This is a genomic window from Leclercia sp. LSNIH3, from assembly GCF_002935105.1.
Taxonomy (GTDB): domain Bacteria; phylum Pseudomonadota; class Gammaproteobacteria; order Enterobacterales; family Enterobacteriaceae; genus Enterobacter; species Enterobacter adecarboxylatus.
The window spans coordinates 48,791-70,222 of sequence record NZ_CP026387.1; the positions used below are offsets into that span (position 1 = coordinate 48,791).

A 21,432-nucleotide genomic window follows, 5' to 3' on the forward strand; every position below is an offset into this window, starting at 1 on the left:
GATGAAAACTGGCAGCGCACCCAATACAACATGGATGGTAAAGAAGTATGAAACTGAAAATCGCCCTTGCGGTGGTGCTATTGGTGAGTGGCTGCCGGGCTTCTGAACCGCAGACCCCGGAAGAAACCGGCAGCATGCCTTATGGAAAATGGGAATTTGCTTTTTTTACACCCCGAGCCTTAAACGCTGTCGTGACATACGCTGCGATTATTGATAGCGGAAATGTGGTCTACAGATTCCGGATGCTGGACGGTACACCTGGCGATCCGGATACCGTTGAGACCTGGAACAACCTTGTTCGAATGCATGCAGAACTGAATAAAGCCCGCCATCCGCCCGTTGCCATGATGATCTGCTGGGACTCCATCATTGATAAAAAGACCTATGAAACACAGATCATCTTCAAACCGTCGTTACGTGAAATCATGCTGACCCCGACAGGAAAAGACAGAAAAGGAGAAACCGCCTGGTATAAAACGATGCTGTTCGGTCTTGCGCCGGAGGGGAAGGTGAAGATCTGGCTTCAGGACAGTGCCGGAGGGGAAAATGTCCCTGTAGAGCCAAAACGCATGGTGACGCTTTCAGGCGATCAGCTTGATATCTGTAAGGGAATTACAAGGCATATTCAGGGATATGGATATACCAAAACGACTCAGGAATTTATCAAAGATAAAGCCTATCCCTACGGCAACTGGTGATTGTTATCAGGCTACCTGCCGCGTCGGCAGGTAGCCTTTTTCTTCAGATTTTTGCATCGCCGGGATGAAAACTGGCAGCGCACCCAATACAACATGGATGATAAAGAAGTATGAAACTGAAAATCGCCCTTGCGGTGGTGCTATTGGTGAGTGGCTGCCGGGCTTCTGAACCGCAGACCCCGGAAGAAACCGGCAGCATGCCTTATGGAAAATGGGAATTTGCTTTTTTTACACCCCGAGCCTTAAACGCTGTCGTGACATACGCTGCGATTATTGATAGCGGAAATGTGGTCTACAGATTCCGGATGCTGGACGGTACACCTGGCGATCCGGATACCGCTGAGACCTGGAACAACCTTGTTCGAATGCATGCAGAACTGAATAAAGCCCGCCATCCGCCCGTTGCCATGATGATCTGCTGGGACTCCATCATTGATAAAAAGACCTATGAAACACAGATCATCTTCAAACCGTCGTTACGTGAAATCATGCTGACCCCGACAGGAAAAGACAGAAAAGGAGAAACCGCCTGGTATAAAACGATGCTGTTCGGTCTTGCGCCGGAGGGGAAGGTGAAGATCTGGCTTCAGGACAGTGCCGGAGGGATAAATGTCCCTGTAGAGCCAAAACGCATGGTAACTCTTTCAGGCGATCGGCTGGATATCTGTAAGGGAGTGCCCACCCGAATTGATTTTAATTACAGCATTCCAGATGGATATGATCAGTTCATAAAGGATTTTATCAAGGGTAAAACTTACCCTTACGGCAACTGGTAATTGTTATCAGACCACCAGCCGAAGCGGCTGGTGGTTTTCGCTACTCCTTGTCGCGTCCAGGAACTTAGCGCGTCCGCGCCCGCGTAGCATACCAACACAACAACGACCCCGCGCACACCATCATCGCTCCCTGCCAGAAGCTAAACGATAGGGGGGCATTCAGTAACACCGCCGCCAGCGCCGCTGACAGTACCGGCGTAAAATAGGACGCCACCGCCAGCAGCGTCACGTTGCCGTGCAGAATGCCGATGTTCCATGAGGCATAGCCAAACCCCAGCGCCACGCCGCACATCATGAGTTTAATCACCACCGGCACGCTGAAGACCATTTCCGGTTGATCGCTGAAGGCATATTTCACCCACAGAGTCAGGGCCGTCAGCAGCACAAACAGGGTGATGCCATTCTGGCCCCTGGCATATTTACTGGTCACGGTGCAGTAAGCGGCCCAGATAAAGGCCCCGACAAAGGCCAGGCCGTAACTCAGCGGATTCGAGATAACGTTTTGGGCAATGTCCGCCAGACTAAGCCCCTTATCGCCCCCGACGACCCAACTGACACCCAGCAGCGAGATAAGCAGCCCCGGGATCACCCACAGTGTCGATTTCTGGCGATTAAACAGAATGGCAAACACAATGGTCAGGCTTGGCCAGAGGTAGTTGACCATCCCAACCTCAATGGCCTGGTGACGGGTGGTGGCGTAGCCTAACGACAGGGCCAGACAGATCTCATAGCTGACAAACAGCACGCTACCCGCCATCAGGTAGCGGGGCGAAAAACGCCGCAGGTTGGGCAGCCCGACCGTGACCAGACAAAGTAAACCGCTGAGCGTGTAGATCATCGCCGCGCCCCCTACCGGGCCTAGCCCCTCGCTGACGCCTCGGATCAGGCCTACCATCGTGCTCCAGAGCACAATGGCCGCCAGCCCTGTCAACGTCGCTTTTTTTCTGTCCATCATTTTTCCATTGCCATGACATTTTCAGGGGCAAATTTATAGCACTGTTTCAGTACCTTCCGCGAATTAATCTCCCCGCGGTTACCCCCTTAGCGGTAACAAAACCGCGACCCGCTGACTATTAAGAGGGCGAAAAATAGCGATATTGATTTGCCGCAAAAAAAACAGGGGCTTTGCTGTTAGTTTTCCGCCGGAATTCTCATTGAGTTAACGAGGACAACGATGGACGTCAGTCGCAGACAGTTTTTTAAAATCTGCGCGGGCGGTATGGCCGGAACCACAGTGGCTGCTTTAGGGTTCGCTCCTAAAATGGCGCTGGCTCAGGCGCGCAACTATAAATTGCTGCGTGCGAAAGAGATCCGTAACACCTGCACATACTGTTCCGTGGGATGCGGGCTATTGATGTATAGCCTGGGAGATGGCGCGAAGAACGCCAAAGAGTCGATTTATCATATTGAAGGCGACGCGGATCATCCGGTCAGCCGCGGGGCGTTATGCCCGAAAGGGGCGGGCCTGCTGGACTATGTTCACAGCGAAAACCGCCTGCGTTACCCGGAGTACCGCGCGCCGGGTTCCGACAAGTGGCAGCGACTCTCCTGGGATGAGGCCTTCTCCCGGATTGCGAAACTGATGAAAGCCGACCGCGACGCCAACTTCGTCGAGACCAATGCGCAGGGCGTGACGGTAAACCGCTGGACCTCCACCGGGATGCTGTGCGCCTCGGCGGCCAGTAATGAGACCGGCATGCTGACGCAGAAATTTGTGCGCTCCCTCGGCATGCTGGCGGTAGATAACCAGGCGCGCGTCTGACACGGACCAACGGTAGCAAGTCTTGCTCCAACATTTGGTCGCGGTGCGATGACCAACCACTGGGTTGATATCAAAAACGCCAACGTCGTTATGGTCATGGGCGGTAACGCCGCTGAGGCCCATCCCGTGGGATTCCGCTGGGCGATGGAAGCGAAGAACAACAATGATGCGACGCTGATCGTCGTCGATCCGCGCTTTACGCGCACGGCATCGGTGGCCGATATCTATGCGCCCATCCGCTCCGGCACGGACATTACGTTTCTTTCCGGCGTGCTGCTGTACCTGATTGAAAACAACAAAATTAACGCTGAGTACGTTAAGCACTACACCAACGCCAATCTGCTGGTGCGGGAAGACTTTGCCTTTGAAGACGGGCTGTTCAGCGGCTACGACGCGGAAAAACGTCAGTACGATAAGTCTTCCTGGAACTATCAGTTCGACGAAAATGGCTATGCGAAACGCGACGACACGCTCACCGATCCGCGCTGCGTGTGGAACCTGCTGAAACAGCACGTCTCACGCTATACGCCGGAGGTGGTGGAAAACATCTGCGGAACGCCGAAAGCCGACTTCCTGAAAGTGTGCGAAGTGCTGGCCTCCACCAGTGCGGCAGACAGAACCACGACCTTCCTGTATGCGCTGGGCTGGACGCAACACACCGTCGGGGCGCAGAACATCCGTACCATGGCGATGATCCAGCTGCTGCTCGGCAACATGGGCATGGCCGGTGGCGGGGTGAACGCCCTGCGCGGGCACTCCAACATTCAGGGCTTAACCGACTTAGGCTTGCTGTCGACGAGCCTGGCCGGCTACCTGACGCTGCCGTCCGAGAAACAGACGGATCTGCAAAGCTATATGACGGCGAACACGCCAAAAGCGACGCTGCCTGATCAAGTGAACTACTGGAGTAATTATCCGAAGTTCTTCGTCAGCCTGATGAAGTCCTTCTATGGCGATGCGGCGCAGAAGGAGAACGACTGGGGCTTTAACTGGCTGCCAAAATGGGATCAGTCTTACGACGTCATTAAGTATTTCAACATGATGGCGAAGGGCGAGGTCACAGGTTACATCTGCCAGGGCTTTAACCCGGTGGCGTCGTTCCCGGATAAGAACAAGATTGTCGCCAGTCTCAGCAAGCTGAAGTACATGGTGGTGATCGATCCGCTGGTGACGGAAACCTCTAACTTCTGGCAGAACCACGGCGAAATGAATGACGTGGATACCGCCTCGATTCAGACCGAAGTGTTCCGTCTGCCGTCCACCTGTTTTGCCGAAGAGGATGGCTCCATCGCCAACTCCGGCCGCTGGCTGCAGTGGCACTGGAAGGGGCAGGATGCGCCGGGCGAAGCGCGTAACGACGGCGAGATCCTGGCGGGGATTTACCATCGTCTGCGTGAGATGTACCGCGCGGAAGGCGGCAAAGGCGCTGAGCCGCTGCTGCGGATGCGCTGGGATTACAAACAGCCGGATCACCCGGAATCGGAAGAGGTGGCGAAGGAGAACAACGGCTATGCGCTGGCAGATCTCTATGACGCCAATGGCGTGCTCATCGCGAAGAAAGGCCAGTTGCTGAGCAGCTTTGCCCAACTGCGTGATGACGGTACCACGGCATCCTCGTGCTGGATCTACACCGGCAGCTGGACCGAGCAGGGCAACCAGATGGCTAACCGCGATAACGCCGACCCGTCAGGGCTGGGCAATACGCTGGGCTGGGCCTGGGCGTGGCCATTGAACCGTCGCGTGCTCTACAACCGCGCGTCTGCGGATATCACCGGCAAGCCGTGGGATCCGAAACGGATGCTGATCCAGTGGAACGGTACGAAGTGGGCTGGCAACGATATCCCGGACTTCAACACCGCCGCACCGGGCAGCAACACCGGGCCGTTTATCATGCAGCCGGAAGGGCTGGGACGTCTGTTTGCCATCGACAAGCTGGCAGAAGGGCCGTTCCCGGAACACTACGAGCCAATGGAAACGCCGCTCGGCACTAACCCGCTGCACCCGAACGTGGTCTCCAGTCCGGTGGTACGTGTTTACCAGGAAGATGCCGTGCGCATGGGCAAGAAAGATAAGTTCCCGTACGTCGGTACGACTTATCGCCTGACCGAGCATTTCCATACCTGGACCAAACACGCGCGACTGAACGCTATCGCCCAGCCGGAACAGTTTGTCGAGATCAGCGAGACCCTGGCGAAGGCCAAAGGCATCGCTAATGGCGATAGTGTCAAGGTCAGCAGCCAGCGCGGGTTTATTCGCGCCGTGGCGGTGGTCACCCGTCGCCTGCAGGCCCTGAACGTTCACGGCCAACAGGTGGAAACCGTCGGAATTCCGCTGCACTGGGGCTTTGAAGGGGTGGCGCAGAAAGGCTATATCGCCAACACCCTGACGCCTGCGGTGGGGGATTCCAACTCGCAAACGCCAGAGTACAAGGCGTTCCTGGTCAACATCGAGAAAGCATAAGGAGCGAATCAATGTCGATGGAAACACAAGACGTCATCAAACGCTCCGCCACCAACGGCTTTACGCCCGCGCCTCGTGCGCGGGATTACAAAGCGGAAGTGGCAAAGCTTATCGATGTCTCCTCCTGCGTGGGCTGTAAAGCCTGCCAAGTGGCCTGTTCCGAGTGGAACGATATCCGCGACGAGGTGGGGCACTGCGTCGGGGTGTACGATAACCCGGCAGATCTGAGCGCCAAATCCTGGACGGTGATGCGCTTTAGCGAAACCGATCAGAACGGCAAGCTGGAGTGGCTGATCCGCAAAGATGGCTGTATGCACTGCGAGGATCCGGGCTGTCTGAAAGCCTGCCCATCAGCGGGGGCGATTATTCAGTACGCCAATGGCATCGTCGATTTCCAGCAGGATAACTGCATCGGTTGCGGATACTGCATCGCGGGCTGTCCGTTCAACGTGCCGCGTCTCAATAAAGAGGACAACCGGGTCTACAAATGCACGCTGTGCGTGGATCGCGTCAGCGTTGGTCAGGAGCCAGCCTGCGTGAAGACCTGTCCGACCGGGGCCATTCACTTTGGCACCAAGAAGGAGATGCTGGAGGTTGCCCAGCAGCGGGTCGATAAGCTGAAAGCGCGTGGCTATGCCAACGCGGGTGTCTACAACCCGCAAGGGGTGGGCGGGACGCATGTCATGTACGTGCTGCACCACAACGACCAGCCGGAGCTGTATCACAATCTGCCGAAGGACCCGGCGATCGATACGTCCATTAACCTCTGGAAAGGGGCGCTTAAACCGCTCTCCGCGGCAGGCTTTATCGCCACCTTTGCCGGGTTGATTTATCACTACATAGGTATCGGGCCGAACAAAGAGGTGGATGACGACGAGGAGGAACATCATGAATAAGTCAAAGATGATCGTGCGCACGAAGTTTATTGACCGCGCCTGTCACTGGACAGTGGTGATCTGCTTCTTCCTGGTGTCCTTATCCGGGATCTCGTTCTTCTTCCCGACGCTACAATGGCTGACCGAAACCTTCGGTACACCGCAGATGGGGCGCATTCTGCATCCGTTCTTTGGGGTGCTGATTTTCGTGGCGCTGATGTTTATGTTCGTGCGTTTCGTCCACCACAACATCCCGGACAAACAGGATATTCCGTGGCTGAAGGGCATTGTTGAGGTGCTGAAAGGCAACGAGCACAAAGTCGCGAAGGTGGGGAAATACAACGCCGGACAGAAAATGATGTTCTGGACCATCATGAGCATGATTTTCGTGCTGCTGGTGACCGGGGTGATTATCTGGCGTCCCTATTTTGCCCACTATTTCCCGATGCAGGTGGTGCGCTACAGCCTGCTGATCCACGCGACATCGGCCATTATTTTGATCCATGCCATTCTGATCCATATGTATATGGCGTTCTGGGTCAAAGGTTCGATTAAAGGGATGATCGAAGGGAAGGTGAGCCGCCGCTGGGCGCAGAAACACCACCCGCGCTGGTATCGGGATGTGGAGCGTCTGGAAGCGCAGAACGAGAGTCGGGAAGGGATGAAGTAATCTCGTCGCTTGTGACACCCGGCGGCGCTGCACTTACGCGGCTCTGCGGGTGAAGTACCCGCTCCGGGAAGGGATTCGGAGCGGGTTTTATAGGAGGTCAGGTGTTCTCATGTTCTGTCCGGGGGATTACGGTAACCGTTATATTGAAAGCATGACCGGGTCGCCTGGAAATACAGGTATTGCGAGCACGCTTCCAGATAAAAGCAATCGGATGAAATCAGGTGAAATTACGCCGAACCGCCCTCGCAATAAATAATTAAGAGGGCGGTAATCGTCAGAACTTCTCGTCAATATAACGGAACGGGTAAGCAGTCGGTTTAACTTTGCCGATTTTACGTTTCGGTAATTTAACCTCTTCTTCCGGCAGGTCCTTATAAGGAATTTGGGACAGGAGATGAGAGATAATATTCAGCCGCGCGCGCTTTTTATCCTCGGAACGGGCAACAAACCAGGGTGCCCAGGCGGTGTCGGTGGCGGCAAACATCGCATCACGGGCCTTAGTATAGTCATCCCAGCGGTTGAAGGATTTCACGTCCATTGGCGACAGTTTCCAGGTTTTCCGCCCATCGTTAATGCGGTCGCGCAGGCGACGCTCCTGCTCTTTGGGGGTGACTTCCAGCCAGTATTTAATCAGGATAATGCCCGCATCGACCATTGCTTTTTCGATGATCGGTGCCCCGTCGAGAAACTTCTCTACCTGTTCTTCCGTACAAAATCCCATGACGCGCTCGACGCCCGCGCGGTTGTACCAGCTGCGGTCGAAGATGACGATTTCCCCGGCGGAGGGCAGATGTGGAACATAGCGCTGGAAGTAGAGCTGGCTTTTCTCTTTCTCGGTCGGGGCTGGCAGCGCCACTACCCGGAACACACGCGGGCTGACGCGTTCGGTCAGGGCCTTGATGGTACCCCCTTTACCGGCGCCGTCGCGCCCTTCAAAGACGACGCACACTTTCAGGCCCTTGCTGACCACCCACCGCTGCAACTTAACCAGCTCCACATGCAGGCGGTGCAGCTCTTTTTCGTACTCCGTGCGCTTAAGCGGGGCGGGGGGCGCGATCTTCGTAACGGGTTTGCTTTTCTTCTTATCTTTATCTGCCATGATGCCTTCCTTTACGGGGTGATTCTGATAGTACGGTGAGACATAACACTTTGAAGTGTAATCAGGCCTGAGCATCCTGGCGGAAAATATTCACAGCCTGCCCGAATTGATGGAGGAATCGGCCAGCGGCGCGATTTGAACTGGCTCACCATACCAGTTTGGTCGATAATGGCTGTTGCAATTATTTAACAAGTGGTCGCGGTATGAAAAAGACGGTGTTTTCGTTAGCACTTGGCACCTTTGGCCTGGGCATGGCCGAATTTGGCATTATGGGCGTGTTAACCGAGCTGGCACGGGACGTGGGGATCACCATTCCTTCTGCCGGCAATATGATTTCGTTTTATGCCTTTGGGGTAGTGATTGGGGCACCGATCATCGCTATTTTTTCCGGGAAGTTCTCTTTAAAGTCGATCCTGCTGTTCCTGGTGACGCTGTGCCTCATCGGCAACGCCATTTTTACTTTCTCCACGTCGTACACCATGCTGGCGATCGGGCGGCTGGTATCTGGCTTTCCGCACGGCGCGTTTTTCGGCGTCGGCACCATTATCCTCTCGCGTATTGCGCCGCCGGGTAAGGTTACGCTGGCGGTGGCTGGCATGATTGCCGGGATGACGGTGGCTAACCTCGCGGGTGTGCCCCTCGGCACCTGGCTGGGGCATGAGTTCAGCTGGCGTTATACCTTCTTCCTGATCGCTGCGTTTAACCTGCTGGTCATGGTGTCGATTGCCCTCTGGGTGCCGCAGACATTTGATAAATCCCAGACACGCCTGAGCGAGCAATTTCATTTCCTGAAAAAGCCGGAACCCTGGTTTATCTTCGCCGCCACCATGTTCGGCAACGCCGGAGTCTTTGCCTGGTTCAGCTTCGTCAAACCCTTCATGATCAACGTATCGGGCTTCTCCGAAGGGGTGATGACCGCGATCATGATGTTAATGGGACTCGGCATGGTGCTGGGCAACCTGTTCAGCGGCAAACTTTCCGGGCGCTACAGTCCGCTGCGAATTGCGGCACTCACCGATCTGGTGATTGTTTTGTCGCTGCTGCTGTTGTTTGCCTTCGGTGCGCTGCCTGTGGCCTCGCTGATGATGGGCTTTATCTGCTGCGCCGGGTTGTTTGCGCTGTCGGCCCCGTTGCAGATCCTGCTTCTGCAAAATGCCCAGGGTGGGGAGATGCTCGGTGCAGCGGGGGGCCAGGTGGCCTTTAACCTCGGCAGCGCCATTGGGGCGTACTTTGGCGGGATGATGATTACCCTTGGCTTTAGCTGGAGTTACGTGACCCTGCCTGCGGCGGTACTGTCGTTCTGCGCGATGTCTTCGCTTCTGATCTACGGTTATCTGAAAGCCCGTCGGACACAGGCTAACGCACAGGCGCTAGCCTGAAAGTGCAATGCCGGGTGACGTTGCGCTCACCCGGCAGACAAACTCCCGTTCCATCAGCCTCTGGTCATGACCGGTTTACAGAACGCGCTCAAGGCTTTTCAGGAAATCGTCAACCTGCTCTGACGAAGCCGTGTCTGCCTGGTAAAGAATATCCAGCGTGACGTCCTTCAGGCCGCAAAAGCCGAAAACGCCTTCAACTAACTGGGTTCGTATCGCCGTCGAATAACCGTGTTTATCGAAACCTGCGACATCGCTGCCCGCCGTCGCGATAAGGCGTACCGGAACCTTGCGTAGATTGCCCACAATCCGGCCGTCTTCTGCCACTTTGTATGCCCAGTTCAGGGTGAGAACCCGGTCAAACCAGCCTTTCAGCAGGCCGGGAACAGACCACCAGTACACCGGAAAGACAAAGACCAGCATATCTGCCCGCTCCACCCGCTGTTGCTCACGCTGAATATCGGCAGGAGGGGCGCTGGCATCCCCGTGATACAGCGCAAGATCGGGACGTAGCATTGCCGGTGTAAAGGCTTCGGCATGAAGATCGGCAATCTCAACCTGCGTACCTTGCTCACGTAAGCGCGCGGCAATACGCGCCGCCAGTGAGTGGGATAACGAATTTTCGACAGGGTGAGCCGTCACGATCAGCGCATTATTCAGGACATTTGTTACAGACATAACCACCTCAGCACGGAGTTAACGTACTGCCTATATTACTATTGGTAACTTAGGTGTCAATCCGTCTGCTGTGCTTATTTGGTGCTATCGCTACAGGTGTTCAGTACGCCAAACATCGCGCCGCAGAGCATAGTCTCCGCAACGTTACGCGCCAGGACGCCGTTGCTTGCGGCGGTGCTCAGCGCATCCGCCGCACCAATAATGGCCGTCAGCGCCGCTTCACCCTGCACACCTTTCAGGGTGATGTAGGGGGAGAGCGCGGTGCGCAGGCAGTCTGCACACTCGGCGACGCACGCCTCCCGAAACGTCTGCAGTGCCCGTGAACCAGAGAGCGCAGCGGCGATAGGGCCTGTCTCTGGCCCGGCACTAATGGCGCAATCAATATAGGCGGCACTGAAAAAGCGAACCGTCTTCTCCAGTGTTTTGTTATCGACATTCAGCGTTTCACGGAATTTTTTTAACTGCTGGTCGCTGTAATCCTGGTACAGCGCCATCAATAACCCTTCACGATCCCCGAAGTGATCGTAGGGAATAGGCTTGGTGACATTAGCCCGCTCTGCCAGATAACCCAGCGTCAGCGCCTCGGTGCCTTGCTGACGCACGATCCCGCGAGCAACTTCCAACAATTGCACCCGCCGATCCTCTTTTCTCAACCGCTTAACGACCATAATGCCCTCGCGTCATTGTCTACTAAAAGTAGTTTACACGCTTTCTCCGCGAGGCTGTACGCTTTGTGGCAACAGTGCCATATCGTTGCCCTGGATTAACGGCTCCCGTCCCGGGAGCCTTGTACAGGCTTATGGCAGCGAAGGTTCACCCAGGGTCAACATCAAGCGGTTAGCCCAGGCGAAAAACGCCGCTGACTGCACCAGATCTAACTGAGCAAGGGTATCCAGCCCCTGACGCTCCAGCTCAGCCAGATGTCCCGGCGTTACCGCTGGAGGGGTTACCGACAGCGCGGCAGCAAACGTAATCCCTGCCTGCCAGCGCGGCGACTGTCCGCTGCTCAGCGACTGACCCGGCGCGACCGCCAGCAGCCTTTCCACTGCCTCGTTATCCTTCGACAGCTGGCTGGCTTTACGCGCATGGACCGAGGCGCAGTAAATGCAGCCGTTAACTTTGCTGGTCACCGCGGCGGCCAGCTCACGCTCCGCCCGCGACAGACCACCCGAGGTATAGAATATGCCTTTATCAGTAAGCGTGCGTTGCTCAAGCACCGGCAGGTTGCGCCCCAGCAGGCGGAAATAGTCGGAGTCGGTATGGCCGAATCTGGCGAGGATCGCCTGCTCATCGGCGGTATATTCTGCCAGCGGTTTGGGTGCCAGCCATGGCTCCCAGCCCAGTTCCAGCTGGGTGAATACCACCGGCGCGGCTTTGCCATTTTTGGTGAGCGGCACGGTGTGCCAGTGGCCTGCCACGACAGGGGCATCGCTTGGCACCACCGTTTTGTCATTGAGCAGACGCAGGCCGACGATCAGGCGGCTCTGGAAGCTGACAAACGCTATCAGCTGCGCCAGTGTGACAATGCCTTCTGTGCTCCAGCCCGCGAGGATGAGCGCATTGAGCGCACCGGGCGTGGCTTCGACCGGCGAAAAGGTCAGCAGACGGGCAAAGGTCAGGGCGGGAGTCAGGCGCACTGAGGTCGGATCGGCCAGGCCAAACCCGGCGTAATGGGCAGCCAGCGCGTCGGCGTTATGCCATTTCGCCACTTTTGCTGCCACGGCAAAGCGTTCGTCCAGCGCAAAGTCAGCATCCTGCTGACTAAATAAGGTTTCGTAGCTCCCCTGAGCGTGACGTGTTGCCGCCTCGCGGGTGAGTCGTGCCTGTTCCAGCGGGGAACCCGGGGCGATCTCCGCCAGTTCGGCGAGAATATCCTGACTTAATGCCATAGTGACTCCTTAAAGAAGATGAGGGGCGATCTGCTCTGCGATTAATTCAATCGAACGTAAGGTGTCCTGATGCGACGGTTCAACCGAATGCACCTGAAACGAAATGTCGGTGGCGCGCGCCAGCACCGAATCCTGCGCCAACGAGGCGAGCACCGTCTGCGGTGCGCCGATGTGGGCATCGAACTGGCGAATATAATCGGTGACAGTGTCACCGATGAGCGCGTTCCCGGCAGCCTGATGCTGCTGCGCCTGCCGGGTTAATCCCGGTTCGGCCACTCTCAGGGCATATGCATCGCTGCCGGCAACAAAGGCGGTGCGCGAAGCCAGAATGCGCGGCGCAACGCCGGACGGCAGAGCGTCGAGATAAGCATCGATAATCGGATTCTGGATCGCATCCAGCGGCAGGAAGAGATCATCTGCCGGTCGCGGCTGGGTGCGGGAGAGCATCAGCCCGTGTCCCTGTCGGGCGGCACGTACTGCGCCGTCAATCGAGAACGTCGCGATCCACACCCGCTCTGTAAGCCCTGGCGCGGGGGGGTAAAGATGGTTATCCGGGTGCGTCAGGGAATCCCCGCGCCAGGCGCTGTTAATCAGATGCAGGTGATCGGCGAAGGTCGCTGCCCGTTCGTTGATGGTCAGCCCAAACGGCAGAAACGAGGTCGGGGTCCCGCCGGAACCAAACCCGATTTCCAGCCGCCCGTCCGCCAGCAGATCCAGCACCGCCGTATCTTCCGCGACCCGTAGCGGGTTCTCCAGGGGCAGGGTGATAATGGCAGTGCCGAGCCGAATGCGGGTGGTGTATGCCGCCACGTGGGCGAGAAACACCAGCGGCGACGGCAGGCCGCCTTCATGCTCATGGAAATGGTGCTGGGCGATCCAGGCGGTATCAAATCCGTAGCGTTCGGCATGGCGGATCTGCTCTGTTGCCAGGCGATAGCGTTCTTTGGCTGGCGCATCGTCCAGCAGGCGGGTGAAAAAACCCAGGCGTTTACGCGTCATGCGTACTCCTCCGTAAGGGATGAAAAATGGGGAATGGCGTCGATCAGCTCGCGGGTATAGTCACTCTGCGGCGAAGCGAACAGCCTGTCGACGGCACCGTGCTCCACAACCTGGCCGCTGCGCAGCACGGTGACGCTGTGGGCAATGCGCCGGACGGTCGCCAGGTCGTGGGTAATAAACAGATATGTGAGGCCCAACTGCTGTTGCAGCTGCTGGAGCAGGGCGAGGATCTGCGCCTGCACGGTGACATCCAGCGCCGAGGTCGCCTCGTCCAGCACCAGAATGGTTGGCTCAAGAATTAACGCGCGGGCAATGGCGACGCGCTGGCGTTGCCCACCCGAGAGTTCCCGCGGCGTGCGGCTTAACAGCTCCGGTGGCAGGGCCACGCGCCGGGCGACGCTCTCCACCCGGGCGGCCCGTTCCGCTTTGCTGACCGGGGCGAAATTTTTCAGCGGCTCTTCGATAATCTCAAACAGCGTCTGGCGTGGATCCAGCGAGGCAAAGGGATTCTGGTAGACGAACTGGATCTTCTGCCGCAGCTGACGCCGCGCCTCGTGGCTTAAGGTGGTGGCATCGATATCATCGATAATCACCTGCCCGCTGTCGGCCTGTTCAAAGCCCAGCAGGATGCGCGCAAGGGTGGTTTTGCCCGAGCCGGACTCCCCAACCAGAGCGTGGGTGCTGCCGCGCTGCACGGCAAAGCTCACCGCATCCAGGGCTTGCAACTGGTGGCCTTTCCCCAGGGCAAAGCGTTTACTGATTCCCTCGGCGCGGATTGCCGGGGACGCCAGCGGGCGACCGGCCACCGGGGCGATGGTCAGCCGCTGACCGTTCAGATCGCTCAGCAGCTGGCGGGTGTAGGCGTGCTGCGGGGCGCGCACCACGTCAGCGGTGGCGCCGTGCTCCTGAACCTCGCCGTTGCGGAACACCAGCAGCCGGTCGGCACGCTGGGCCGCCAGGGCCAGGTCGTGGGTGACAAACAATACCGCCGTGCCGGATTCACGGCGCAGCAGGTCCAGCAGATCGAGAATGCGCTTCTGCACCGTCACGTCCAGCGCGCTGGTGGGTTCATCGGCAATAATGACGTCCGGGCGCAGGGCGATAGCGATAGCGATCAGTACCCGCTGCTTCATCCCGCCTGAGAGTTGATGCGGAAACTGCTTCATCCGCTGTTCCGGGTGGCTGAGGCCCACTTTGGTGAGCAGGGCCAGCACCTGATTGTCGCACTCGGCCCGGGTTATCTTCTGATGCAGGCGCAAGATTTCACCCACCTGCGCACCGACCGTTTTCACCGGATTAAGGGAGTTACCCGGGTCCTGCGGCACCAGGCTGATGCGCGCCCCGCGCAGGCTGTCGAGCCGTCTGGCTGACCACTGGCTGAGATCTTCTCCATTAAGGCAAATGCTTCCCCCGTCGCGGCGGGCATTATCCGCCAGCAGGCCAATGATCGCCTGGGCGGTGGTGGTTTTTCCCGAGCCGGACTCGCCGACGAAGGCCAGCATTTCGCCGCGTTCAAGGCTAAAGCTGACGTTATGCACCACTTCACGCCACTCCCGCCCCGTGCGGTAGCTGAGGGTCAGATTTTCAACAGATAATACGGTCATGGGCGACCTCCGCTTAACTGACGGCTGATACGGTTGGTGGCCAGTACCACGGCGAGGACCACCAGGCCGGGGAAGGTCGTCAGCCACCAGGCGGTAGAGAGATAGTTACGCCCTTCGGCAATCAACAGCCCCCATTCCGGGACGGGTGGTGGAGTGCCGTAGCCGAGGAAGCTGAGGGTTGAAAGCGCAAGGATCGCCTGACCAAACTGTAACGTGGCAAAGGCCAGCACGGCGGTGAGGGCGTTCGGCAGAATGTGGCGCCACAGCACCGCCCAGAAGGTGCCGCCGCTGCCAAACGCCGCTTCGACGTAATCACTGTGGCGGATGCGCACCACTTCACCCCGCGCCAGGCGGGCAAAGCTGGCAATCGACGCCACGCCAACGGCAATAGCTGCATTCAGGGTGCCAAAGCCGAGGAGAATAATGACCGTCAGCGACAGCAGCAGCGAGGGGATGGCGAGCAGAACGTCTACCAGGCGCATCAGCACGGACTCCACCCGTCCCGTAAAGGCACCGGCAATCACGCCGATGGCGGTGCCAATAAACAGACCCATGGCCACCGCCACCAGCGCCGCGCTCAGGGAGTGCGAGGCACCATAAATGATGCGGGTATACACATCACGACCCAGCTGGTCGGTGCCGAGCCAGTAGTCAGCCTGGGGAGCCAGGCGCTGTGCGCCCGCAATGCCTTCAATCGGGCTGAGAGGGGTAAACAGCCCTGGCGCGATGGCCGCCAGCGCGGCAACGGCAATAATGGCATAGGCCAGCCATAACCCCGGCTGCCAGCGCCACCCGTGCCAGGCGGGAAGGCGTTTACGCGCCGCGGCAGCATAATCAACAAGGCTCATGCAGCACCTCCGGTAACGGTTTGCAGACGGGGATCGAACAGCGGCATCAGCAGATCCACCAGCAGGTTAATCACGACAAAACCGAGGGCAGATATCATCACCACGGCCTGTAACACGGCGATATCCTGATTATTCACTGCCTGCTGAGTGAGCAAACCCAGCCCACTGCGGCCAAACACGGTCTCGGTGATCAGCGCCCCGGCAATCAGTTCGCCCAGCAGCAGCCCGGCGATGTTCAGCACCGGCAGCAGGGCATTGCCGATAACGTGCCGCCAGAGAACGGCGGTTTCGCTTAACCCTTTGGCCCGCGCCACGGCGACAAACGGCTGGGCAGCGACCTGATCCAGACTGCGCATCAGGATCTGCGCCAGCGGGGCGGAGATGGGAATGGCGACCGTAATAATTGGCAGGATCAATCCCTGCAGCGGGCTGGGGTTGATCACCGGAATCAAGCGCAACTGGAAGGAGAACAGCTGAATTAAGGCGATACCAAGCCAGAAGGTCGGCAGCGAGATAAACAGTACCGGCAGGGACTGGATGGCATTACTCAGCCAACGTAATCCAGGCAGACGCGAGGCCAGCGCCAGGGTGAAGGCCAGCACCACCGCCAGCGCAAAGGCGGGCAACGCCAGGCTTAAGGTGTCCGGTAGGTTGGTGGCGATAAGCTCGCTCACCGCAACGCCCGCCTGCACCGAGAAGCCAAAATCGCCGTGCAGCATCGCCCCAAGGGTATGCAGATACTGCTGCCACAGCGGGCTGTCCGCCCCGTAAGCGATGCGCATCTCTTCGATTTGCGCCGGGCTAAGGCCCAGATCCGGGTTCTGGAACTTGATCAGTACTGCGTCTCCCGGCAGCACCTGAAGCAGCACGAACGACAGGGTGAACGCTGCCCATAACACCAGCAGCCCCAGTCCGGCGCGTCGCAGCAGATAGTGGCTCATCGTTGCCCCCTTAGTGTTTCTCGATCCACGCGCCGTAGAACGACGGGCGTCCGACCGCTTCAAAACTTACCCCTTTCAGCCAGGGCGCACCGGCAAAGACCTGTGGCTCTTCAAAAATGGGGATCACATAGGCGTTATCCAGCAGATAGCGCTGGGCGTCACCGGTGAGCTGGAGGCGCTTCTGCGGCTCAACTTCGGCGGAGATGTTCACTAACAGGTCGTTGAGCTTGTCGTCGCGGAAGCTGTTCACCTTGTCGCTGGAGCCGCCTTTTTGCAGCAGGGCATCGCGGTTATTTGGATAGAACATGCTCTTCACCACGTCCGGGTCGGCGCGTCCCACTTCCGAGACGGTGAGGGGCGTTTTCAGCGGATCGAGGTTGTCGAGAACGTGGCTCCCGGCATCACCGGCCTTCACGTTCAGGGCAACTCCCACCTGACGCCACTGCTGCGCCACCAGCTGCAACACCTCTTTATTCTGCGGCTGCGGCAGGGATTCATAGATGGTCAGGGCCAGGCGCTGGCCATCTTTGGCGCGGATGCCGTCGCCGCCCGCTTTCCAGCCCGCCTCATCCAGCAGTTGGCTGGCTTTCGCTGGATCAAAGGTCAGCTTGTCGCTGAGGTCGATAAAGCCCGCTGCGGAGTCAGCAATCACCGATTTGGCCTGCGGATAGTTTGGTGAGAACAGGGTGTCCACCACCTGTTTGGCGTTAGTGGCATGCAGCAGGGCCTGACGCACCCGCACATCCGCCACCAGCGGGTTATCCGGACGGAAACTGATGCTGTCATTCACCCCGCGGGTTGGGGCGGCGTAGATGTGATATCCCTGCTCGGTGGCCTGCTTTTCGTCATAGGCTTGCACCTGGCGAATAAAGTCCGCCTGACCGGCCAGCAGGGCGCCGACGCGAACGCTGTCTTCCGGGGTAACCAGATAGGTAATGCCATCGAGGTTCGCCGGGCCTTGCTGGGCGAGGTTTTTCGGTCCCCAGGCGTAGTCTTTCCGCGCCTGAAGGTTAACTTCGCGCCCCAGCTTTTCATCTTTCACCACAAACGGGCCGGAACCGATGATATGCCGGGCATCACCCAGCTCTTCAAAGTTACGTTTTAACGTGCTCAGGGAGACTAAGCCGGACCCAATGGTCGCAGTACCTTGTAAAAAGCCCGGGGACGGCTTTTTGAAGTAGAACTTCACGGTCAGCGGGTCGATGACTTCGCTGTGGTCGTAGTTGTTGATCACTTCCGATACCGGCAGGCGCTGGGCCTTGTTGCCTTTGCCGTAGGTATCGAAGTTCTTTGCGACCGCGCTGGCATCAAGCGGTGTGCCGTCAGAGAAGGTCACACCCGGGCGGATCTTGAAGGTGTATTCGGTTTTATCGGCGTTGGTGGTCCAGCTCTCGGCGATCCACGGCTCCACCTCAAGGGTTTTCGGGTTCTGCCAGGTCAGCTTGTCGGTTATCTGGTTCAGGATCCCGCCGTTAGGGTAAAACCCGCCCGCCGGGGGATAAAGGTTGGTGTGCGCCTGTTGCTCCAGATAGACCAGGGTGCCGCCTTTAACCGGCGTATCGGCTGCATATGCCGCCGTTGTCGCAAGAATTAACGCCGTCAGCAGCGGCAGGCGAAATGGGGTTTGCATGGTGAATTCCTTTGTTATCTTCTTGTTAGCGTCGAATGCATCTTCGGGCGGGGCCGAAAAGAAGGGAACAAAGGAATTGAGCTAAGGATTTGCGAAAAGTGGCAATAAAAAAAACCGCGCCGGGGGGCGCGGTAAGCAAACGCTAGACAAATTTCGCCAGCGGATCGGCGGCGGCAAAAGCGACGGCGCGGTCGGCGGCAGGTGGGTAGATCAACTCGTTGGTGATGGCGATTTTGATTTTCTTTGCGTCATCGCGAACGGATTTCACCTTCTGATCCCAGCCTTCGCTGTAGACCGCGCCCCAGCCGCCCAAATCGAGACAGGTGACATAGTTCACCTGGCGATAGGGATAAGGCGCCACGTCTAACAGGCTGGCCGCGGCGTTATGTCCCGCAAACTTGCCCAACTGAATGGCGTGCTGACAGGTCATGAGCGCCGTATTGCCGCGGTCGTCAGTGTGGGCGTGGGCCATATCCCCGGTGGCATACACGTCCGGGTGCGCCGGTACTTGCAGGCTTTCGTTGACCTTTAAGCGCCCCTGGGGATCTCGCTCGCCCGCAATCTGTTGGCTGAGGGGATGGGCTTCCACGCCCGCCGTCCAGACAACGGTGGCGGCCGCAATGCGCTCGCCATTTTTAAGCGTGACGCCGTGGGGATCGATGGCGCTGATTTCACTGTTCAGACGCCACTCCACACCCAGCGCGAGGCTTGCCTCTTCAATAGTGCCACGCAGTTCTTCACTGTAACGACCGCCAATGACCGATCCGCGTTCAACTACGATAACTTTGGTCTGTGTATCATCACCAAAACGGGCGCGCAGACGCGCAGGGAGTTCGGTAGCCAGTTCTATGCCGGTGAAACCGCCACCGCACACCACCACGGTATTACGTTCCGGCGTCGAAGGGCGTGTCGCCAGTGAATCAAGGTGATTTTCGAAATGTTGGGCAGATTCCAGTTGGTCAATATCAAAGGCAAATTCTGCCAGACCAGGGATCGCCGGGCGGCGCGTCTGACTGCCTGTTGCCACAATCAGACGGTCGTAAGCGACCAGCGTTACGTTGCCCTGGCTGTCGCGATACCAGACACTTTTCTTTTTCGCGTCAATACGTTCAGCGGTTCCGGCAATAAAGTGAACATTCATTTCAGCAAAGAGATCGCTTAGCGGGGCGGCAAAGGCTGCAACCTGCTCTTCATAAAAGCGCGGGCGGATACGCAACTCGGGACGGGGAGCCAGAACGGTGATCTGCAGATCGTCACTTCCCGTTAAATCGGCCAGACGTGCCGCACTCACCGCTGCCCACATACCCGCAAAACCGCTGCCTACAATTAAAATTTGCTTCTTCATCTTCGATCCTTTTTCGCATCAGGCCCTGTGGCTGACGTGACTGCAACTATACTTGTCGGAGTTAACTGCGACAACTTCTTTCTGAGTTAGTTTTCTGCGGGTCGTAAAAACAGAAGGTTAGGGGCACAGAGGATTGCGGCTGTCTTTCTGTCGCGGAACGCGGCTATAATGACCTGGAATAATAACTTCGGAGTTAAGCATGGCTTTTTACAGTTCCGGTGTGGAGTACGGCATTCATAGCCTGATGACCATGGTGGATGCGAAAGGTAACGACCGTGAGATGAGCGTCAGAGAAATGGCGGCCTTGCAGGGCGTTCCCTATGACTACCTGGGCAAGATCTTCACACGTCTGTCACGCGCCGGACTGGTGAGCAGCACCGAAGGAAAGGGCGGCGGTTTTCGTCTGGCACGGCCTGCTGAACTGATCACCGTGCTGGATGTGGCGCATGCTATCGATGGCGAGAAGAACATATTCGAGTGTCGGGAAGTGCGTCAGCGGCTGGCCGTGTTTGAAGAAACGCCGCCTGCCTGGGTTTGCGACGGGCCGTGCGGTGTGCGCTCGGTGATGGACAGCGCCCAGCAGCGAATGGAAGAGGAGCTGGCGCGGCATACGATCCTTGACCTGGCGCGCAAAATGTACCGTAAAGCGCCGGATACTTTTCAGATTGAGGTGCAGGAGTGGATTGCGGATCGGCGGAACGCGTAGGCCCGACAGCGCAGCGCCGCCGGGCGTTCAACTTATGAGCGGAAATCAATCACCATGCGGCCGCGGATCTGGCCTTGCTCCATCTCTTTAAAGATGGCGTTGATATCCCCCAGCGGACGCAGCGCCACTTTCGGCACCACCTTACCTTCGGCGGCAAACTGGAAGGCTTCGGTCAGGTCCTGACGGGTGCCCACCAGCGAACCCACCACCTGAATCCCGTCCAATACCAGACGCGGAATATCCAGACTCATTGCTTCCGGCGGCAGACCGACCGCCACCACGCGACCCCCGGCACGAACGGCATCTACCGCAGAGTTAAAGGCCACTTTCGCCACCGCCGTCACGACCGCGGCGTGGGCACCACCGGTTTTTTCCTGAATAAATTTCGCGGCATCGTCGCTGCGGGAGTTAACCACCAGATCGGCCCCCATGCTTGAGGCCAGCTTCAGCTGTTCATCGTTAACATCAACGGCGATCACTTTCGCGTTAAAGACATTTTTGGCGTATTGCAGGGCCAGGTTACCCAGTCCGCCCAGGCCATAAATAGCAATCCACTGGCCAGGTTTGATCTCTGATACTTTCACCGCTTTGTAGGTGGTCACCCCGGCGCAGGTGATGCTGCTGGCGGCGGCGGATTCCAGTCCATCCGGCACTTTTACCGCGTAATCGGCGGTGACAATGCACTCTTCCGCCATACCGCCGTCCACGGAATAGCCGGCGTTTTTCACGGTGCGGCACAGGGTTTCATTGCCGGAGTTACAGTATTCACAGTGGCCACAGCCTTCGAAGAACCAGGCTACGCTTGCCCGATCGCCCGGTTTCAGCGAGGTCACGCCCGGCCCGATCTCCTTGACCACGCCAATCCCTTCATGGCCGAGGATCACCCCGGTCTTATCACCAAAATCGCCGTTCTTCACATGCAGATCGGTGTGGCAAACGCCACAGCACTCCATCTTCAGCAGCGCTTCGCCGTGCTTCAGCGGGCGCAATGTTTTCTCGGTTACTTCTACCTGATGGTCTTTGGTCACGACAGCAGCTTTCATATGTTTCTCCATTTTCATAATGAGGGATCTGCG

Annotated in this window: 19 protein-coding genes; 7 read left to right on the forward strand and 12 right to left on the reverse strand. The window is 57.8% G+C overall.

From position 1 onward, the window contains the following. Positions 1-47 precede the first annotated feature (47 nt). Together C3F35_RS00235 and C3F35_RS00240 are read left to right on the forward strand one after the other, a co-directional pair. Positions 48-698 carry a DUF2931 family protein gene (locus C3F35_RS00235; protein WP_103792351.1) on the forward strand — a complete coding sequence of 217 codons (651 nt, stop codon included), beginning with the start codon at positions 48-50 and terminating at the stop codon, positions 696-698. Between the two features lie 110 nt (positions 699-808). Next, positions 809-1,474, forward strand: a complete 666-nt coding sequence (locus C3F35_RS00240) for a DUF2931 family protein (RefSeq protein ID WP_103792352.1) — start codon at positions 809-811, stop codon at positions 1,472-1,474. Between the two features lie 64 nt (positions 1,475-1,538). Here C3F35_RS00240 and yddG read toward each other — a convergent pair whose 3' ends face one another. Beyond that, on the reverse strand, positions 1,539-2,426 hold the full coding sequence (gene yddG / locus C3F35_RS00245) for an aromatic amino acid DMT transporter YddG (protein WP_103792353.1): 888 nt from the start codon (positions 2,424-2,426) through the stop codon (positions 1,539-1,541). A 222-nt stretch (positions 2,427-2,648) separates the two neighbouring features. Here yddG and fdnG point away from each other — a divergent pair, with 222 nt between their 5' ends. Genes fdnG through fdnI form a run of 3 tightly spaced genes read left to right on the forward strand, consistent with a single transcriptional unit; the run spans position 2,649 to position 7,241 of the window. Continuing rightward, the gene (gene fdnG / locus C3F35_RS00255; RefSeq protein ID WP_146054034.1) at positions 2,649-5,696 is read left to right on the forward strand and encodes a formate dehydrogenase-N subunit alpha; all 3,048 of its coding nucleotides are present in this window, start codon (positions 2,649-2,651) and stop codon (positions 5,694-5,696) included. A gap of 11 nt (positions 5,697-5,707) precedes the next feature. Further along, on the forward strand, positions 5,708-6,592 hold the full coding sequence (gene fdxH / locus C3F35_RS00260) for a formate dehydrogenase subunit beta (protein ID WP_059307913.1): 885 nt from the start codon (positions 5,708-5,710) through the stop codon (positions 6,590-6,592). Beyond that, on the forward strand, positions 6,585-7,241 hold the full coding sequence (gene fdnI / locus C3F35_RS00265) for a formate dehydrogenase-N subunit gamma (protein ID WP_032610824.1): 657 nt from the start codon (positions 6,585-6,587) through the stop codon (positions 7,239-7,241). Before fdxH ends, fdnI begins: the two co-directional genes overlap by 8 nt. A 274-nt stretch (positions 7,242-7,515) precedes the next feature. On the opposite strand, the gene ppk2 is transcribed toward fdnI, so the two are convergent. Next, positions 7,516-8,340, reverse strand: a complete 825-nt coding sequence (gene ppk2 / locus C3F35_RS00270; RefSeq protein ID WP_103792355.1) for a polyphosphate kinase 2 — start codon at positions 8,338-8,340, stop codon at positions 7,516-7,518. 203 nt (positions 8,341-8,543) lie between these two features. Here ppk2 and araJ point away from each other — a divergent pair, with 203 nt between their 5' ends. Next, entirely contained in the window at positions 8,544-9,719 is a 1,176-nt protein-coding gene (gene araJ, locus C3F35_RS00275) for an MFS transporter AraJ (protein ID WP_103792356.1), read from the forward strand. A 75-nt stretch (positions 9,720-9,794) separates the two neighbouring features. Here the strand turns inward: araJ and C3F35_RS00280 are convergent, their stop codons facing one another. The 9 genes from C3F35_RS00280 to C3F35_RS00320 form a co-directional block, all read right to left on the reverse strand. Continuing rightward, positions 9,795-10,394 (reverse strand): NAD(P)H-dependent oxidoreductase, encoded by a 600-nt coding sequence (locus tag C3F35_RS00280; protein WP_059307916.1) that lies wholly within the window; start codon positions 10,392-10,394, stop codon positions 9,795-9,797. Between the two features lie 74 nt (positions 10,395-10,468). Next, on the reverse strand, positions 10,469-11,062 hold the full coding sequence (locus C3F35_RS00285) for a TetR/AcrR family transcriptional regulator (protein ID WP_059307917.1): 594 nt from the start codon (positions 11,060-11,062) through the stop codon (positions 10,469-10,471). Positions 11,063-11,191: 129 nt separating this feature from the next. Further along, positions 11,192-12,283: an alkylhydroperoxidase domain protein gene (locus C3F35_RS00290; RefSeq protein WP_103792357.1), complete on the reverse strand. Its 1,092-nt coding sequence runs from the start codon at positions 12,281-12,283 to the stop codon at positions 11,192-11,194. Between the two features lie 9 nt (positions 12,284-12,292). Then, the gene (locus tag C3F35_RS00295) at positions 12,293-13,282 is read right to left on the reverse strand and encodes a putative FMN-dependent luciferase-like monooxygenase (protein WP_103792358.1); all 990 of its coding nucleotides are present in this window, start codon (positions 13,280-13,282) and stop codon (positions 12,293-12,295) included. Next, a complete protein-coding gene (locus C3F35_RS00300; RefSeq protein ID WP_103792359.1) occupies positions 13,279-14,886 on the reverse strand; it encodes a dipeptide ABC transporter ATP-binding protein in 1,608 nt (535 codons plus the stop codon). Before C3F35_RS00300 ends, C3F35_RS00295 begins: the two co-directional genes overlap by 4 nt. Beyond that, the gene (locus C3F35_RS00305; RefSeq protein ID WP_103792360.1) at positions 14,883-15,734 is read right to left on the reverse strand and encodes an ABC transporter permease; all 852 of its coding nucleotides are present in this window, start codon (positions 15,732-15,734) and stop codon (positions 14,883-14,885) included. Before C3F35_RS00305 ends, C3F35_RS00300 begins: the two co-directional genes overlap by 4 nt. Beyond that, complete coding sequence (locus C3F35_RS00310) at positions 15,731-16,675, reverse strand: ABC transporter permease (RefSeq protein WP_103792361.1); 945 nt, start codon at positions 16,673-16,675, stop codon at positions 15,731-15,733. Before C3F35_RS00310 ends, C3F35_RS00305 begins: the two co-directional genes overlap by 4 nt. A 10-nt stretch (positions 16,676-16,685) precedes the next feature. After that, positions 16,686-18,305: a TIGR04028 family ABC transporter substrate-binding protein gene (locus tag C3F35_RS00315; protein WP_103792362.1), complete on the reverse strand. Its 1,620-nt coding sequence runs from the start codon at positions 18,303-18,305 to the stop codon at positions 16,686-16,688. Positions 18,306-18,447: 142 nt separating this feature from the next. Continuing rightward, entirely contained in the window at positions 18,448-19,650 is a 1,203-nt protein-coding gene (locus tag C3F35_RS00320) for an NAD(P)/FAD-dependent oxidoreductase (RefSeq protein WP_103792363.1), read from the reverse strand. A gap of 199 nt (positions 19,651-19,849) precedes the next feature. Between C3F35_RS00320 and C3F35_RS00325 the strand changes: the two genes are divergently transcribed. After that, positions 19,850-20,356: an RrF2 family transcriptional regulator gene (locus C3F35_RS00325; protein WP_103792364.1), complete on the forward strand. Its 507-nt coding sequence runs from the start codon at positions 19,850-19,852 to the stop codon at positions 20,354-20,356. 32 nt (positions 20,357-20,388) lie between these two features. On the opposite strand, the gene adhP is transcribed toward C3F35_RS00325, so the two are convergent. Then, positions 20,389-21,399, reverse strand: a complete 1,011-nt coding sequence (gene adhP, locus C3F35_RS00330) for an alcohol dehydrogenase AdhP (RefSeq protein ID WP_103792365.1) — start codon at positions 21,397-21,399, stop codon at positions 20,389-20,391. Positions 21,400-21,432 lie beyond the last annotated feature (33 nt).

Excerpts from the sequence above, each read along its gene's own strand:
- fdxH (WP_059307913.1), top strand. The coding sequence starts at position 5,708 with ATGTCGATGGAAACACAAGACGTCATCAAACGCTCCGCCACCAACGGC.
- C3F35_RS00325 (WP_103792364.1), top strand. The coding sequence starts at position 19,850 with ATGGCTTTTTACAGTTCCGGTGTGGAGTACGGCATTCATAGCCTGATG.
- C3F35_RS00295 (WP_103792358.1), bottom strand. The coding sequence starts at position 13,282 with ATGACGCGTAAACGCCTGGGTTTTTTCACCCGCCTGCTGGACGATGCG.
- C3F35_RS00320 (WP_103792363.1), bottom strand. The coding sequence starts at position 19,650 with ATGAAGAAGCAAATTTTAATTGTAGGCAGCGGTTTTGCGGGTATGTGG.
- C3F35_RS00235 (WP_103792351.1), top strand. The coding sequence starts at position 48 with ATGAAACTGAAAATCGCCCTTGCGGTGGTGCTATTGGTGAGTGGCTGC.
- C3F35_RS00285 (WP_059307917.1), bottom strand. The coding sequence starts at position 11,062 with ATGGTCGTTAAGCGGTTGAGAAAAGAGGATCGGCGGGTGCAATTGTTG.
- C3F35_RS00280 (WP_059307916.1), bottom strand. The coding sequence starts at position 10,394 with ATGTCTGTAACAAATGTCCTGAATAATGCGCTGATCGTGACGGCTCAC.
- C3F35_RS00290 (WP_103792357.1), bottom strand. The coding sequence starts at position 12,283 with ATGGCATTAAGTCAGGATATTCTCGCCGAACTGGCGGAGATCGCCCCG.
- yddG (WP_103792353.1), bottom strand. The coding sequence starts at position 2,426 with ATGGACAGAAAAAAAGCGACGTTGACAGGGCTGGCGGCCATTGTGCTC.
- C3F35_RS00300 (WP_103792359.1), bottom strand. The coding sequence starts at position 14,886 with ATGACCGTATTATCTGTTGAAAATCTGACCCTCAGCTACCGCACGGGG.
- C3F35_RS00315 (WP_103792362.1), bottom strand. The coding sequence starts at position 18,305 with ATGCAAACCCCATTTCGCCTGCCGCTGCTGACGGCGTTAATTCTTGCG.
- ppk2 (WP_103792355.1), bottom strand. The coding sequence starts at position 8,340 with ATGGCAGATAAAGATAAGAAGAAAAGCAAACCCGTTACGAAGATCGCG.
- C3F35_RS00305 (WP_103792360.1), bottom strand. The coding sequence starts at position 15,734 with ATGAGCCTTGTTGATTATGCTGCCGCGGCGCGTAAACGCCTTCCCGCC.
- C3F35_RS00310 (WP_103792361.1), bottom strand. The coding sequence starts at position 16,675 with ATGAGCCACTATCTGCTGCGACGCGCCGGACTGGGGCTGCTGGTGTTA.
- adhP (WP_103792365.1), bottom strand. The coding sequence starts at position 21,399 with ATGAAAGCTGCTGTCGTGACCAAAGACCATCAGGTAGAAGTAACCGAG.
- fdnI (WP_032610824.1), top strand. The coding sequence starts at position 6,585 with ATGAATAAGTCAAAGATGATCGTGCGCACGAAGTTTATTGACCGCGCC.
- C3F35_RS00240 (WP_103792352.1), top strand. The coding sequence starts at position 809 with ATGAAACTGAAAATCGCCCTTGCGGTGGTGCTATTGGTGAGTGGCTGC.
- araJ (WP_103792356.1), top strand. The coding sequence starts at position 8,544 with ATGAAAAAGACGGTGTTTTCGTTAGCACTTGGCACCTTTGGCCTGGGC.